Consider the following 15,138-nt stretch of genomic DNA (forward strand, 5'->3'; position numbering starts at 1 on the left):
GTGGCCGACGAGGAGATCACGCTCGCATCCATATGGGGGCGTCTTGACGAGCTGACTGACCTCTTCCGACGGCGCCTTCTGGACGACCGTGCGAAGCAGGCTGTGATCGAGGATCTGCAGGCGCGCCTCACCCGTGCCGAAGAGGCTGCGTCGGCGGCCTCGCTGAAGCCTCTCGTCGAGGGGCTGTCCTTGGTCATCGAGCGCCTCCACGCCTCCGACCAGGCTGCGGAGCTACGTACCTCGATCACGGACGAGCTCGAGTACGTCCTGGAGACGCTGGGCGTGTGGGTGATCTCGGCGAAGGCAGGAGAGCCCGTTGATCGACTGCGGCACCATGTGGCGTCGGCAACAGGCGACGGTCCTGAGCTGCGGGTCGCCGAGTTGGTTCGAGCGGGATATGAGAAGGACGGCATAGTGCTGCGGCCGGCCACGGTCACGGCCGTGCGTGCCGTTTCGGGCACTTCATCACTTGATGACCCTTCTGAGTGACCACGCATGAGCTCCCCCACAGCCGCTGACGTCGACGCACACATCAAGTCGCTCATCAACGCCCTCGAGAGGAAGTCCCAAGACCTGGCCGATGCACGAACCAGTCTGAGGAGCTCAGAGAATCGCTGGCGCCACATGGCCGAAGGTGACTTGGCCCATGCAGTCGACACCGCGGACAAGGCTCTGACTCGAGACCGCAAGAGCATCGCGGCGAACATCGACGAGTTGCATAGCAGCGCCTTGGGCGTCGCCATGACGGCACTTGAACGACGGGCCCCCGGATTCCTGTCCGCCGACTGGAACGAGAGGGTGTGGACCGAGCTGCCCACCGCTCGGGCTGGTGAGTGGGTGCGGGTCGGTACCGCACGGCTCGGCTCCGACACCGTTCCGATCGCCCTCCCCCTCTCGGCTGGGGCTTGGAGCGTTGTCAGCGCCGATGCCGACGCGTTCAAGGTGTTCGTTCACAACGTCATCGCCCGCGTCGTCACAGCTTTCGACCCATCCCGCGTCCGGGTCCTGGCCTATGACCCCGACTTGACCCTCGACCTTGCCTGCTTTGCCGGGCTCCGGGCCATCTCGGCCACCAGTGTGCCTCCGGCAATCACCTCGGAGGACGACTTCGATCGAGCGATCGAGATGCTGAGGACGGACCTTGCCGCCGTCGATGACCGACTGACTGCCGCGGGACAAGGGGACTATTGGAGTGCCCTGACTGGGGGGCATTCGCTTGCCTCCACCACACCGCTGCGGCTGCTGATCATCGGGTCGAGCACGGACCAGTTGTCCGACCGCGCACGTGCCCGTTTGCTCCAGGTCCGCAAACTGGCGGCTGACCGCGGCCTGCTCGTCATCGAGTCCGTGGAGGCGGCCCCTCGGGATGAGGCCGGGCCAGACATCAGCATCGTCCTCGCGCGGGACTCCGCCACCACTTCCGCTCTGCCAAGTATTCGCTGGACGCCGGACGCGGGAGCCAGCGAGCGCATGACGCGTGCTCTCAGTGCCAACCTCGTTGGTCGTCCCCGCCCCAGCCTCGCCCCGAAGGTCGAGTTCAAGAACATCGTGGCAGCGATCGATGACCCGTGGATGGTTCAGGCCGACGAGGGCCTGGAGGGTGTCATAGGCACCGTGGACGGCGGTGAGTTGGTGCTGCGCCTTCGTTCTGAGAATCCGCCCATGCCCAACGTCCTCATCGGCGGTGCGGTGGGTCAGGGCAAGTCAAACCTGTTGCTCGTGCTCATTCACAGCCTCGCCGCCAAATACTCGCCCGCCGAGATGGAGATGGTCCTGGTCGACCTGCGTGACGGCGTCGAGTTCGCCCGCCTCGGACCGCGTAAGGCGAATCCGACCTGGCTCCCCCACGTCCGCGCCCTTGGGCTCGAGTTCGATCCCGACTTCTCCATCGCGGTACTCCGTTGGGTCACGGAGCAGATGATCCAACGGTCCGGGATGCTCAAGGACAGCTCGGCGTCGACCCTGCGCCAGTACCACCTCAACACGGGACGGGTGATTCCTCGGCTTGTCGTCGTCATTGACGAGTTCCAGCGGCTGTTCGAGGGTGACAGCGACCAGGCTGCCGAGGCCGCAACGCTTCTGGAGAACATCGCCCGCACAGGGAGAGGCTTCGGGGTCCACCTCGTCCTCGCGTCACAAGCCATCTCTGGAATCCAGGCGCTAGGCACCAGGGGCGACGCCATCTTCGGTCAGTTCCACAACCGCCTCACGCTGCGTAACACCGCGGCCGAATCACAAGCCTTCCTCGCAGCCCAGAACCTGGCCGCGACGACGTTGGAACACCGCGGTCAAGTGGTCTTGAATGACTCGCTGGGCGCGCCTGACGCCAACACCATCGGCACCGTCGCATTTGCCGACGCCGAATACCTGGAGCAGCTCCAGCTGCAGCTCTTCCAGCAGGGACATGGCTCGGCCCCCGCGGTCTTCCGGGCGTCGTCCTTCGCGGCTTGGCCCTCCGCCGCGGCTGTGCCACTCGCTCCGCAGGGAGTCTCGACGGCTGTCGGCCTCCCGATCGCGATCGAATCCGCACCGCGCCGCCTGGTCATGATGCGTTCGCCGAACCAAGCGCTTGTTGTCGTGGGGTCCGATCGTGAGATCGCCATCGCGGTGCTCGTCCGCGCAGTGACGTGTGCCCTCGACAGCCTCGGCGCCGGCGCCCGCATCACGATCCTCGACGGCGACAGTCCGGGCGAGGCCGGGAGGGAGTGGATCAGCGCACTCGTGGACTACATCGTGCAGCGCGGCATGCTTGTCGAGCGCGTGGGACGTCAGCGTGTTGCAGCCCGCATCGTGGAGCTGGCGCAAGGCGGCGGTGCAGTCGACCTTGTCGTTGCCATCGCTCTCGACTCTGTGGACCTGTCGACCCCGATCGAGCCGGACTACCTGCTGCCCAACGAATCCTTGCGCGATCTCCTTCGGAACGGGCCACTCGCCGGCACGTGGACCATTGGTTGGTGGCAAGCGTTGTCAGTGCTCGAGGAGCACCTTGGGTTGCGGGCCCCGGGGGTCCGCGCGTGGGCTTTTGCGGGCGTGTCCCACGACGACCTGACGAGCGTCGCTGGGCACGCGGTCAGGGCACCCACTACCCGACCCCGCTTCATTTGGTTTGACCGCACTGCAGGTGTGCCAGCAGAGCGTCTCGTACCGTTCGCGGCGGACGACATCGTCGGGGCGGTGGACCTTGCCTGACGATACCGCTTTCGACGTCTACGCCGAGGCCCTCAGAGCCCTCGACTCCATGGATTCCCGCCAGCGGGATGCCGTGCGCCGGTCGGTGGAGGCGGTTGCGGAAGCCAAGAACGCAGCCAAGAAACGTCTGGCCGACCAACAGCGGATGTTTGACCGGGCTGCCGCCGACGCGGGCGATGCCGAGCGCCTGCTCCTCGCGCTCCACGCGACGCTTGGCGTGAGCCCACGCAGCTCGGCGCCAACGCCGACAACGCAGTCGGGAACGGCGCCAACACTCGTCGAGGTGCGCGCCCAGATTCGCGACGTGGCTCAATGGGCCAGCGACACCAAGCCGATCGCCGAGTCGCTCCTTCGCACCAGAGCACGCCTTGAGAAGGCCAGTAAGCGTTCCCAAGCTGTCCAGCCAGCCGCACCGCCCACCCCAGTTCCAGCCGCTCCCAAGCGGTCCATCGGAGTTCCACTCGTTATCGCAGCACTCATCGTCGTAACCATCGTCGTCATCCTCATCACGCACTAGGAGAGTTCGAATGTCACAGCTAGGTCAGCTCAAGGGTCAGATTGAGGGCATTGCCCAACAGGCCAAGTCCAGCGCGGGCCAGCTCTCGGCCTTCAAGTCGAAGTTCTCGCAGGCTGCCAACCAAGTGCAGAGCACGATCGGAGGCAGCGCCCAGAGCAAGGACAAGGAGGTTGTCCAGGCGATTCAGAACGCCCAGGGCAAGGTCGATGCAGCGGTTGAGGCCCTCACCGAGGCCGCCCGCATCGCGACGCGGTACGGGCAGTCCCTCTAGTGCCGGAGAGTCCCCAGAACGCGGTCGCACTCCGGGTCCTGCATGCGGCACTCGAGGCCGCATCCAGGGAAGCGGCTGCTTCCCGAGCAGTGCTTGACGCCGCTGCAGGGCGTTTCACGGCGGTCAGCTACGAAGTGATCGCGGTGGTGGGCGGAAGTGCTCAGCAGGTCGATCAGCAGATGGTTCAAGCTCTGCGCGAAGCCGCCCATCACACCAACAGGGCCAGCGCTGCCCTGGTCATGGCGGAGTCGTCCGCTCGCATCATCCGCTGACACAAGCCAAGATCACGCCGATGCCCGAAGTCGACCACCGACCGAGTCCGCGGGATGAGGCCGAACCAGCGCCAGCCACAGATCGACGAAATACCCACCCAAGCAGGACCCAAGGAACCTCGGAGGTCATGAGAGATGCCTGATTTCAGCATGAGTGGGGGAGGTCTCTTGGCGAAGTTGAGGGCTCGGCTCATGGCGATGGACCCGGTCGAGCGCATCTTCGTCCTTGGCCTCGGCGCCGTCGTCGGCGTGGGCGTGATCATGGCGATCGTCTCGGGACTCGCTCACGCAGGTGGCGGGGGTGGTACCGAGCAGGCAGTCATGAGCCAGCAGGAGTCACCCACCGTCGCCAGCGATGGGGGGAACACTCCCGTCGACACGGCAGCGCCTACGGCGAGCGAGGATGCGGCAACCTCCAGTACGACTGCTGCTCCTGGCCCGCTGTCTCCGAGCGACGTGGGGCAGACAGTCCTCACCAAGGACGGCGCCGACGCCGTGTGCCAGTCCAATGTGGCATCCGGGGGCAGCCAGGCCTCAGAGCAGTCGATCAATCTCTTGCCGGGTGGTCAGGCCCTGATCGGTTGCACCGCAGACGCGACGGACGACACGGGCGCCACACAGACACAGACGACCGTCGTCAGGTACGACTTCTTCAGCCGCACGGCGCAGTGGTCCCATGCCTTGACGATCGGTTCCTCGTACGCCATCGGAACACAGCACCTGGTCGAACTCGACCAGGTCAACCATCCGGCCGTTGGGCTCAAGGACGCCTTTACGACGTACTCGATCTCGGCGATCGACATCGGCACGGGTCAGACGGTCTGGTCCGCTCCCATCGACACCTGGATCAAGACCGCCGACCTCACCAACAGCGAGCAGCTGGGGGTGTCAGAAGACACCTCCGCAGTCTCAGCGGGGCGCCGGCAGATTGTCGTATCGCTGCACGACAGCAGCTCATTCGACGCAGCAACCGGCAAGTTGCTGTGGCACGTCCCGACTGTCTACGGCTCACAAGCATCCGGGTGGTACCAAGATGCGGGGGTAGTGGTTGTCGATGGCGGTATGGAGCCCGGCGGGTTCACTGACGGCGAGTACGGCAGCCACTGGACCGGCATCAACGCCCGCACTGGCAAGATCATCTGGGATCTCAGGGCGCCCGACTGGCTGCAGGGTGAGGAGCACTTCGTCGGCGACACCCTTCTCGTGTACGGAAGCAACGGCTACCTTGCTGCAAACCTGGTGACTGGCAAGACCCTTGGCAAGGCTCAGTTTCCGGCCGGCTGGGAGAACGTCACCGTGAATCTGCCCTACGTCGTGGCGAAGGTGGACAGTCACTTGAAGCTCTTCAGGCTGAAGAACCTGAAGAAGCCGACCTGGTCGATTCCCGCCGACGGAGACGTTTCCATCTACGCCGCCACTCCGGGACACCTGGTCGTAGGAGGCCCCTCCGGCACGTTGTTGCTTTCCACGGCAGACGGTTCCACGACAACGACTTTCGACAGCGGACAGTCCTTCGCGGCCCCCAGCAACGGGGTACCCATCACTGTGGATGGGTTGGCGCCGGACAGCAACGGCGGCGTGGTCGAGTTCGACCCACCCACGGGTCGTTAGTGTCAGGCGGCCTACACCTTGTCTGACCTTGAAGCCCTGTGCCGCGCGCTCGAGGCATCCGTTCAGCCGTTGCCCGCCCTGTCCGAGGACCTGCGACACCGTGCCGTTCGTCTGCGCGCGCTAGCGTCGGAAGTGGACCGGGCCGCTCGTCTAGTGGAACACGGTCCCGACGTGAGGCACGTCGTACAAGGACTCCATCAAGCCGCCGAAGCGATGGACACCAGCGGCCAGGCGCTCTCAGGGGCAGTGCAACATTGCCGCAGTTTCGTCAGTCGGACGATCGGACAGAATGGCACTGCGCTAGCCCCTAGTGGACAGAGTTCGTCGGGCACCCCCTCGGGCGACGGGCTAGATCGTCGTCTTCAGCGAATCTATGTGAACGAGTCATTCACCTTCACGAAGGGAGCTGGACGCTTCTTCTTGGCGGAAGGCGACGACTTCACTCGAGTGGTTGACACCATGCCGGCACCGAGCGACGGAAGCTATTTGGCAATGATTCATGGCGCACCGGACCGGGTTGCCGTTGGGAATGACACCTTGAGTGCGCTGGAGCTGGCGGCTTTGATCGGCAACGACCCGAACTACCAAGAGGGGCAATCGGTCACGCTATTCTCCTGTAGCACGGGTCAGGATCCGCTGGGTTTCGCCAAACAGCTGGCAAGAGCCCTCAACTGCTCCGTCACTGCACCGTCTAGCCTCGCTTGGCTGCCGCCCGAGCCAGACGGGAGCATATTGATTACACCCATGAACCCTACAACTCGTGGTCCAGTTCTTGACCGGAACGGAAAGGGGCTAGGGGAGTGGCGACGATTCGAGCCGACTGGCAATTGAGCGAAGTAGAAATGGAGGCACTACCAATGCCCTCGTTTGTCAATAGGGGTGCTCCGAGATGGTAAGCATAGTTCGGCGGGGGGGTCGCCTAGCGGCGGTGCGCCCCAGCGAGGCCATCAGCCTCGCTGAGTATCTGGGCGCAGCAGTCCCTGTCTTCGTCGCGGCCTCAAAGCAAGCGGATACACGTGACCCCTCCAAGGGACTTGTTGTTCCGATCGGGCTGGTCACTGACGGCACCGTGGTCTGGCCGATGGAGGATCAATATTACTTCACGAACTATGGAGGCGAGGTCGACGCACGTATTCTCGAAAGTGCGAGACGTAATCACTTTCGCGTGCCGGATATCGACTCAGTTTCGATGCAGTCAATTCGCGCTCAAGTCGGCGAGGAATCTCGCCTTTCCAGAGATGCGGCTCCCGCGCCCAAAGGTGGAATCAATCCATTTGGTTGATCTGTTCGATTGCATCCCCACGGGTCGACCTGGCGACGGATGCGCTCGTGAACTTCTGTGGGTCGGCCAACCCCGATCCGAGCGACTCGGCGCAGTTGCGACCTCGTCGTGACCTCCGGCCGTCCACGAGCAATGGCAGGTGCCGAGGATAGTCTTGTGGGCCCTGAGGACGGCCGTCGCCGCAAGTCCTCTTTGTTCTTGCGTATTGACGGGTCACGTGCAGCGCCGGACCCGTCGGTGCTCGGTGACTCCGGTTCGTAAATACAGCCTCGTCTATGTGGTGGCGTCCAGGGTGCGCCTCGAGGGCCGGAGATCGCTTCGGTCGGGGGAGCCACGCAAGCGTGTAGTTTCGTAAATCATGGATCCAAGCGCAGGGTCCCCCCAGTCGTGGCGGATCAGATTTGCGTCCTGTAGGCAACCAGGCGCTGGCCTGCGCCTTGGTGGTGCACGTGGTCGCGGCCCTCACGTGCGTGCCGTCTGGCGCCGTGAATCTGGCTTGCCACTGCCGTAAGGAAGCTGCGGGATGTTGCCGAAGGTGCGTTTGGCGGGCACGTGCCCTCCTGCGTAGGTCGTGTCTGACCCGCGCATTGGCACGATCTGGATCGTCAGTGTCGGGTGCTCGCATTCCTATGGATCTAGCTCTCATGGAACGGCCCCTGACCTACGGGGTTTGTGGGGTCGGTGATGAGAGCCGTCGCGCCCTGAGCTCGCTTCGCTCGCGGCGGCTCTCCGCCCACGCGGACCGTGGGACTTGCCGATTCTCGGCGCCTTTCCAAATTCCACAGCCAAGAAGGCCCCGACGGAAAAGCGTGTCGGGGCCTTCTTGGCTGTGGAGCCGGTGACGAGAATCGAACTCGCGTGTCCAGCTTGGGAATCTCAGGAGGGCTGCAGTATCGGCCCGCGTTGTGCTCGCCGACGTGACCCTGAGAGCCCGTTGATGCCCCCTGGCGTCCCGCGGCTGTTGCCCGTTAATGGCCCGAAGCCCGGCGGACCAGTCTGGTGCACTGCCCCCGGCCGACCCTCCCCGTCTCACCGTCTGGGGGTTGCTGTGCCGTGCTGCGTGGCTGTCGTGGGTCGATGGCATGATCCTGTGAGTCAGCAAGGAGTAGGTGTGACACGGATGGACCTATCTAAGCTCCGCCCTTCGGTGCGGGCTGATGTCGAGCGCCGCCTAGGGATTCGTTACCGCCTGGACGATGGCTCCAGGCCAAGCGAGACCCTGCGCGAGATGATCCACGCGGACCGCTTTGTCGCGAAGACATACCGTCAGGGGTCGCGGAACACGTCATACGGTCTTTTGATGGTCTGGCCGCAGCGAGACGAGCCCTACTTTCTGCAGGTGCCAAAGTCGCTATGGGCTGTTGTCGACCTTCCGGTGCAGGCCTCCGAGGAGAAGGCATCAGGCTGATCGCGGACTCGACCGCCCGCTCCCCACGATGCAACGGCAGCCTGGTCGGCGCTCAAGCCACCGGGATGTCCGGGCTGCGGCCACAGATGCGTGGCAACTCCCGCCTTGGCTGGATGCCGTGGCACCTCGTACTTTGACGGTGTGGTTGAAGAATGGGTTCGGACGAAGGAGGGCGCTCATCTCGCGGGTCGCCGGAGGGAGAGCACAGCCCCGGAGGTCATCCTCCGCCAGGCAGTCCACGCCGCCGGTGGTCGCTTCCGGCTTCACCGACGCATTGCGAAGGGCTGCACACCCGACTTCGTACTTCCGGGGCGCCGCGTGGCGGTCTTCGTCGACGGCTGTTTTTGGCACAGCTGCCCAGTGCATGGCCGCAAGAAGGCGTGGACTGGTCCCAACGCTGCGCTCTGGGCCGAGAAGATGCGCCGCAATGTCGAGCGTGATCTCCGATCGACCGAGCTCGCCCAAGCCTCTGGTTGGCGCGTCGTACGCGTGTGGGAGTGCCAGGTCAGGAACGATCCGCCCGCTGTCGCTCAACGCCTGCTGGACTGACGAAACGTCTTCGGCATCCGTGGTCATTGCCTCTGTGTGCTGGCGTCGGCGCTCTACCGTGAGTTTGGACAACCTACCGCTCCGGAGTGTTGCTAAGCCTAAGCTTGATTTCGAACACCAGCTCGAGCTAAGCTCGCGTCATGACTAAGCCTGCCTTCCGCTTCATAGACCTGTTCGCGGGCATAGGCGGCTTTCACGCGGTCATGAAGGCCTTCGGCGGTGAGTGCGTGTATGCCGTTGAGATCGACAAGAAGGCCGCGCACGTCTACAAGGCGAACTGGGGACACGCGGCCCTTGGGGACATCACGAAGGACGCCGACGACGATCTTGACGTGATGAATGTGCCGCCACATGACGTGCTTTGTGCCGGATTCCCATGCCAGCCGTTCAGCAAGTCTGGCGCACAGAGGGGGATGGATGAGGCGCGCGGGACGCTGTTCTTCAACATCGCCTCGATCATCAAGGCACATCACCCCAAGATCGTCCTACTGGAAAACGTGCGCAACCTCATCGGGCCGCGGCACGATCATGAGTGGGAGGTGATCATCCGGACTCTTCGCGAGGAGGGTTACAACGTCTCTGCCCAACCTGCGATCTTCTCTCCCCATCTGCTTCCACAACATCTCGGTGGCACGCCCCAAGTCCGCGAGCGAGTGTTCATCACGGCCACCCACGCGCCGGCCACGGTGCCCAAACTCGCCGACGGGCGCGTGGATGTCGGGGCTCTGGGTCCCAATCCTGTCGCCACGATGGCTGACCGTTTCCCTGGTACCGCCGAGAGCAACGCACCCCTGTTCGATCCTGGAGCAAAGGACGGTGGTTGGAGGCTGCTGGATGGTGGGTTGCTCGACCAGACCCACATCGTGCCTGGCTGCGAGCTCGCGCCGGCCGAGCGACTTTGGATCGACGCTTGGGATGATTTCGCACAGATCATCCGCGAGCGGACCGGTGAGCCCCTAAAGGGGTTCCCGTACTGGGCGGACTCATGGCTGGACTTCCCCGAGGCCGCTGCGTGGGTTCGCAGATGCGCCCCGAGGCCGCTACGCAGCCCTGAGACCGGATGCTACGAACCTGTCGAACGCCCAACGAGACTCGTACTCCCGAAGAGAGTCACCCGCCCCGATATCGACCCGGACCTGCCGTCGTGGAAGCAATCGCACCTGCGACGCAACTACGACGCGTTCGAGGCCCACTGGCCAGACATCCTCACGTGGGCCCACCGCTGGGGCATCTACACCGACCTCTTCCCCGTGTCTCGGAGGAAGTTGGAGTGGCAGGCACAAGATGCCAAGGGACTGTGGGACACCGTGATGCACTTCCGGCCCTCGGGTATCCGCGCGAAACGGCCAACCTATCTACCTGCGCTCGTCGCAATCACCCAGACCTCGATCGTGGGCCCACTCGAACGACGTCTATCACCGCGTGAGACGGCTCGCCTCCAGGGACTGCCAGACACGTTTGTCTTTCCAAACCAGCCGGCTGCGGCAATCTACAAGCAGATGGGCAATGGCGTCGCGGTCGGGGCCGTGCAGCACGTCTTCCGCGAGCACGTGCTACGTGACCGAAAACTACTCGCCGCAGATCCGGACGGGATCGGCCAGCGCATCCTCAAGTCAGCTAGAACCACATCCCCAGGAAGGGTGCGGGAGAGGCTCGCCAAGCACATCCCCGCGCACGGCTAGTAGTCGCTCCAGCGTTTCTTCAGCCAGGGACGTTCCGGGATGACTAGCCTGCCCGAGTGCGCGTAGGTCCCGGTGATCGTCCCTTTTTTCTGCCAGCTGCTTCTGCTGCAGAGGCGATCTCGCGCATCTATTCGCTAACTGGTGCGAAGGACGCCGGCACCCGAGGCGAGAAGCGGGCGATCGTCGCTCTCCGCGATGCACTCGATCTTGACATCCCATTGGCACGGCCGAACGCGCTTATGGCAGAACGGATCGCGGAAGCGCTTCGCATCGAGTGGCGCACAACATATGTCGACCTCAACAAGGTCACGCTCGAGGGACTCAACGCTCTTCTCGAGGGAGCCTCCGAGGCCTACTACGAGGGTTCATTGCGACGCCTCGCAGCGCAGCAGCCGCCGGGGCTCGAAGGTCCGCGATGGGCCGCCTTTGAACCAGCTCCATCGAAGATTGAGGCAGTCAATCGGATCAGCGCGCTGACAAATTCGGGACCGGAGTGGCTCGGCCCTGGCAGCAAGGAACACAAGTCGGTGCTCATCAACCTGGCGAGACGCCTGGCGCCGCACCTCGACACGCGGCTCAGTAAGACGAAGCTCAGCGCTCGGCTTGCCGCCGAGTTCGGGGCGCCTTGGTCGGCCGTGTGTGAATCTACCGGCGAGACCATCTCCCTTGTTGGCCTCAACACGCTCCTCGCTGGAGCTGAGGTTCGACTCGGCCAGTTGGGCGCTCCCCGTATTGGCCTTTTCGGGACCCCAGAACAGGAGGGACAGGCACTTGCCGCGGCCCTCCTCGATGCATGGGGAGCCCAGAAGCAGCGAGACGGAGGCAAGCGGGTCTCTTGGGATGCGAAGGCATCGATCGCATGGATGCTCGACGAGGGCGTAACAGACGGCCCAAACCAGAATGAGTGGCAGGGCTTCTACTGGGAGGCCCGCGGGCGTGCGGTCCTAAACGCAGCGTTCACGCCCAACCCCACACCGCCCCGCATTCTGTATGGCGGCACCACATTCGACTACTCCCTGCGTTATGTCTGGGACCTTAAGGCGCACACGGAGTCTTGGCTCTCGCCCACTGACGGCTCGACCAAGCGGGGGAGGTCGTCAGCACCTCTCAACGATCAGGCGGCAATGCAGGAGTGCATCGAGGACCAGGGCTTGGGATTTCTGATGGTTGGTGGCCTCGCCATCGCTGACGACGACGGCTCTTTTGTCGCGTGGCATCGGAAGTTCAAAGCGGAGCATGGGGTGAAATCCAAGCTTTCCAACTCAGGCAAGTCGCGGCTTCGGAAGTCTGCATTCGAGCCTCTGCACGTCGAGGCGTTCTGGTTCCGCGACACGCAGGCGTTCGACGCCGCCAAGTCGGCCGGACAGATCACGGGTTTCGCACAGGGCAAGCAGGCCCCGGACGAGGAGGGCGGGGAGGGACGCGCACGCGGACCGAAGTACCACCTCTCCGTGGCAAAGGCCCGAGGAACCGAAGTAGCGGTCGCCCGCTATGACTGGCCACGATCCGTGGCTTTGGAATAGGGCACGCCAAACGGGCCGCGGAGCATCGGGCCTTCAATGCGGACGGGCGTCCGTAGCGAACTGATGCCCGGGACGCGTTCCATGGACTGGAATTGTCCGCCTGCCATTGACTGGGGTCCGCCTCGACCCAGCGCGACTGCGGCAGTTTGCAAACGTTTGGCCGTCAATGGGTGCCTCCAGGGCCTTGGGCTCGGCTTGCAGGTTCGCGGGGGATGTCGCGTCGTCCACTTCGGCGGAGTGCAGGATTGCTGTACCCGTCGTGACGCTCTTCGTCCCCAACTTCAGGCATCGGCGTCGGGGAGCTGTGATCGTGCTTGCGACCCGCCATCAGCCTGCGTAGAGCGGCAAGCTCCGTCGCACCGACTGCCGTACTTCCGTGCTGTACCGCACGTGCCCTTGATCTTCCGATTTTCAGACGTAGACGAACGCGCAGGTCAGAGGCGCACTTCGGCGTGGCGTGCGACATATCGTGCAACATCTCGTCGCTTCCGACACTTCCTTGGAGCGCCCCAGCCCGGAGGCGGGTGACCTCTTCGCTGACTCCCTTGATGTAAGCGGGAAGGGGTGCTGCATGTGGAGGACTGCACTGGGATTCGCGGGTTGCGGTGGGCCGAAGTGATGCCGACCATGCGATCGCTCGGGCGACGGGCTTTTCGAAGGACACCGTAAGGCCGCGCTGGCACCAACCCCGGGAATGCCTCATGGGCCGCGCCAGCGCTGGTTTGAATCACACCTCCGCCGTCCCTTCACCCGACCGCGCTTGTGAGGGGACGGCGCACGCCCCGGAGACCCGGGTCGTGCGCCTTCACCCGCTGTGGCAGAGATGCTGCAATCTCTCGAGCGTGTCCAAGACCCGTAAAGAATCCCGAGACACCTCTCCTTGACCCTTACCGAGCGGGTCGTCCGGGTGGTTCCTGGTTCCTGGTTCCTGGTTCCACGTGATGAAACCGCGAGAGGCCCGGAGCCCGCTGCCCGCAAACCGCACCGGTTTGACGCGGCGATAAGGTCACGAGCTAGTGGATGTGCCCTGACTTGCGACGATGTCCACGCTCAGCCCAGCTCGGGAGCCTATGTAGTCTCGCGTCTCTTGCGCAAGGCGACGAACGTTGTTTATGTCCTGGTCGACCAGGACGCCATTCCACTTCCGCGCCATACCGGCGACGAAGACGGCGTTGATGTTCTGTGAATCCGTGCCGAGCACGATTGTGCCGATCGCGTTGTTGAGGGGCAGGTTGTTGATGTCCTCTGCCTGGATCATGATCAGGTCGGCCTGCTTGCCAGGGGTCAGGGAACCGATCTGGTCCTCAAGTCCGACCGCCCTAGCGCCTTGGACCGTTGCGAATTCCAGGACGTCTCGAGTTTCGATCATCGGGAATCCGGTGTCGCCGGCGTACCGACGAGTCGCTGCGCCCGCGCGTTGAGTAGCAAGCACCGCCCGCATCTGGCTGAACATGTCGCTCGCGAGCGACATCTCGACATCGACGCTCAGGCTCGGTCGGATCTCGAAGTCGAGACATTTCTGGATGGGGAACTGTCCGTCCAGAATCCCAAGCTGGGCGTCCGAGGTTGGGGCCAGCGTTACGCATGTTCCGGACGTCGCAATGTGACCCCATGCTTCGTCAGTCAGGTCAGTGCAGTGGATGAATGCCAGGTCAGGGCCGAGGAGACCGCGTTCAGCGAGGTCGGCAACAGTTGCGGAGCCGTATGGGCCGAGGACCACATCGAGGGTCATTCCCAAGCCTCGGGACCGGGCGTCCTGGATCAGTTCATGAATCGGCTTCACGAGGCGGGTGACGGTGGCCATCCGAAGGGTGCTGAGGGAACCTGGCGAGGAGCAGTGCTCCTCGTACAGACGGGACAAGTCATTGGGCCACTGTTCGTCCCACTCGCCAGCTTCGGGTACGGCGGACGCGTGGACGGCTCGGATTCCCGAGTCCCGATATGCGGCGAAGACCGCGTCCGAGTGAGCTGATGATCGCGAATTGTGCGAGAAGTCGAGTACGCATGTGACGCCGCTGTCGAGCGCACCCAGCATGGTCGCGAGGTCGCCGGCGTACATGTCTTGGGGTCGGTAGCTCGATGCCATGACGCTGTGGGTGGTCGCCATGTAGCCGTCGAGGTCAACATCGGGGATCAGCCGCCGGAGGCTGTTCCCCCAGCAGTGCCGATGAGCGTCAACTAGGCCTGGAGCCAAGATGGTACCGGCCGCCTCGATGACAACGGTTCCCTCCCGGCGAGCCTCCTCCGAGAGGTCGGGTGCGATCTTGCTGATCAGCTGGCCTTCGACAAGGAGATCCCCTTGGGCGAGATCGGGGACGTTTGGATCCATTGTCACGATGGTGGCTCCCCGGAACAGCACGCGGGGCGAGAACTGGCTCTGGAGCTCGAGCAGCTTCGCTCGCCAGTCGCTATCGGAGAGTTCGTAGTACGGGCGGACTCGGTTGATGTCAGGGGCGTTCATTGGTGGCCTCCAATTCTGGGTGGATGTGCGGCGCCCAGAGCCCCGACGGGTCCGGCGTGAGCGCTAGTGAAAGGCCCAGGGTTCGCCGCTGTCAACGTCTTGACGAGCCGTGCGACGCTCGCTACGGTTTCGACGAGCAGAATATACATTTCACTATTCGGATGGAAGACCACGGGAATGAAGATGAGCCACAGGCAGGGGTCGAGGTTGGGGCTGGCGTGTGCCGTTGTTGCCGTGCTGGCTCTGTCGGCGTGTGCGTCGACTGGCAGTGCAGACAGCCCCGGCGCAGGCGGTAGCAGCAAGGGCGGGCCGATCAAGATCGGTGCGGCGGTGGGGCTGACGGGCATCCTGAAGGACTATGACGGGCCGGTTC

The 15,138-nt window shown here is 63.9% G+C and carries 12 protein-coding genes; 11 read left to right on the forward strand and 1 reads right to left on the reverse strand.

From position 1 onward, the window contains the following. The 11 genes from grpE (at position 1) to AC1DX8_RS09185 (ending at position 12,304) form a co-directional block, all read left to right on the forward strand. Positions 1-489, forward strand: coding sequence for a nucleotide exchange factor GrpE (gene grpE, locus AC1DX8_RS09135; RefSeq protein WP_477629604.1), 489 nt, complete (start codon positions 1-3; stop codon positions 487-489). A gap of 135 nt (positions 490-624) precedes the next feature. Next, positions 625-3,189 carry an FtsK/SpoIIIE domain-containing protein gene (locus tag AC1DX8_RS09140; protein WP_477629605.1) on the forward strand — a complete coding sequence of 855 codons (2,565 nt, stop codon included), beginning with the start codon at positions 625-627 and terminating at the stop codon, positions 3,187-3,189. 49 nt (positions 3,190-3,238) lie between these two features. Beyond that, entirely contained in the window at positions 3,239-3,706 is a 468-nt protein-coding gene (locus tag AC1DX8_RS09145; RefSeq protein WP_477629606.1) for a hypothetical protein, read from the forward strand. 10 nt (positions 3,707-3,716) lie between these two features. Then, on the forward strand, positions 3,717-3,977 hold the full coding sequence (locus AC1DX8_RS09150) for a hypothetical protein (protein WP_477629607.1): 261 nt from the start codon (positions 3,717-3,719) through the stop codon (positions 3,975-3,977). A gap of 89 nt (positions 3,978-4,066) precedes the next feature. Continuing rightward, entirely contained in the window at positions 4,067-4,249 is a 183-nt protein-coding gene (locus tag AC1DX8_RS09155; protein WP_477629608.1) for a hypothetical protein, read from the forward strand. A gap of 192 nt (positions 4,250-4,441) precedes the next feature. Further along, positions 4,442-5,860: an outer membrane protein assembly factor BamB family protein gene (locus AC1DX8_RS09160; protein WP_477629609.1), complete on the forward strand. Its 1,419-nt coding sequence runs from the start codon at positions 4,442-4,444 to the stop codon at positions 5,858-5,860. A gap of 375 nt (positions 5,861-6,235) precedes the next feature. Next, complete coding sequence (locus tag AC1DX8_RS09165; protein WP_477629610.1) at positions 6,236-6,691, forward strand: hypothetical protein; 456 nt, start codon at positions 6,236-6,238, stop codon at positions 6,689-6,691. Positions 6,692-6,788: 97 nt separating this feature from the next. Further along, positions 6,789-7,142, forward strand: coding sequence for a hypothetical protein (locus AC1DX8_RS09170; RefSeq protein WP_477629611.1), 354 nt, complete (start codon positions 6,789-6,791; stop codon positions 7,140-7,142). Positions 7,143-8,691: 1,549 nt separating this feature from the next. After that, on the forward strand, positions 8,692-9,099 hold the full coding sequence (locus AC1DX8_RS09175; RefSeq protein WP_477629612.1) for a very short patch repair endonuclease: 408 nt from the start codon (positions 8,692-8,694) through the stop codon (positions 9,097-9,099). A gap of 140 nt (positions 9,100-9,239) precedes the next feature. Beyond that, positions 9,240-10,781: a DNA cytosine methyltransferase gene (locus AC1DX8_RS09180; RefSeq protein WP_477629613.1), complete on the forward strand. Its 1,542-nt coding sequence runs from the start codon at positions 9,240-9,242 to the stop codon at positions 10,779-10,781. A 56-nt stretch (positions 10,782-10,837) separates the two neighbouring features. Then, positions 10,838-12,304 (forward strand): hypothetical protein, encoded by a 1,467-nt coding sequence (locus AC1DX8_RS09185; RefSeq protein ID WP_477629614.1) that lies wholly within the window; start codon positions 10,838-10,840, stop codon positions 12,302-12,304. A gap of 1,006 nt (positions 12,305-13,310) precedes the next feature. On the opposite strand, the gene AC1DX8_RS09190 is transcribed toward AC1DX8_RS09185, so the two are convergent. After that, the gene (locus AC1DX8_RS09190) at positions 13,311-14,765 is read right to left on the reverse strand and encodes an amidohydrolase family protein (protein WP_477629615.1); all 1,455 of its coding nucleotides are present in this window, start codon (positions 14,763-14,765) and stop codon (positions 13,311-13,313) included. Positions 14,766-15,138 lie beyond the last annotated feature (373 nt).

The organism is Pedococcus sp. P2_A3, assembly GCF_056405035.1.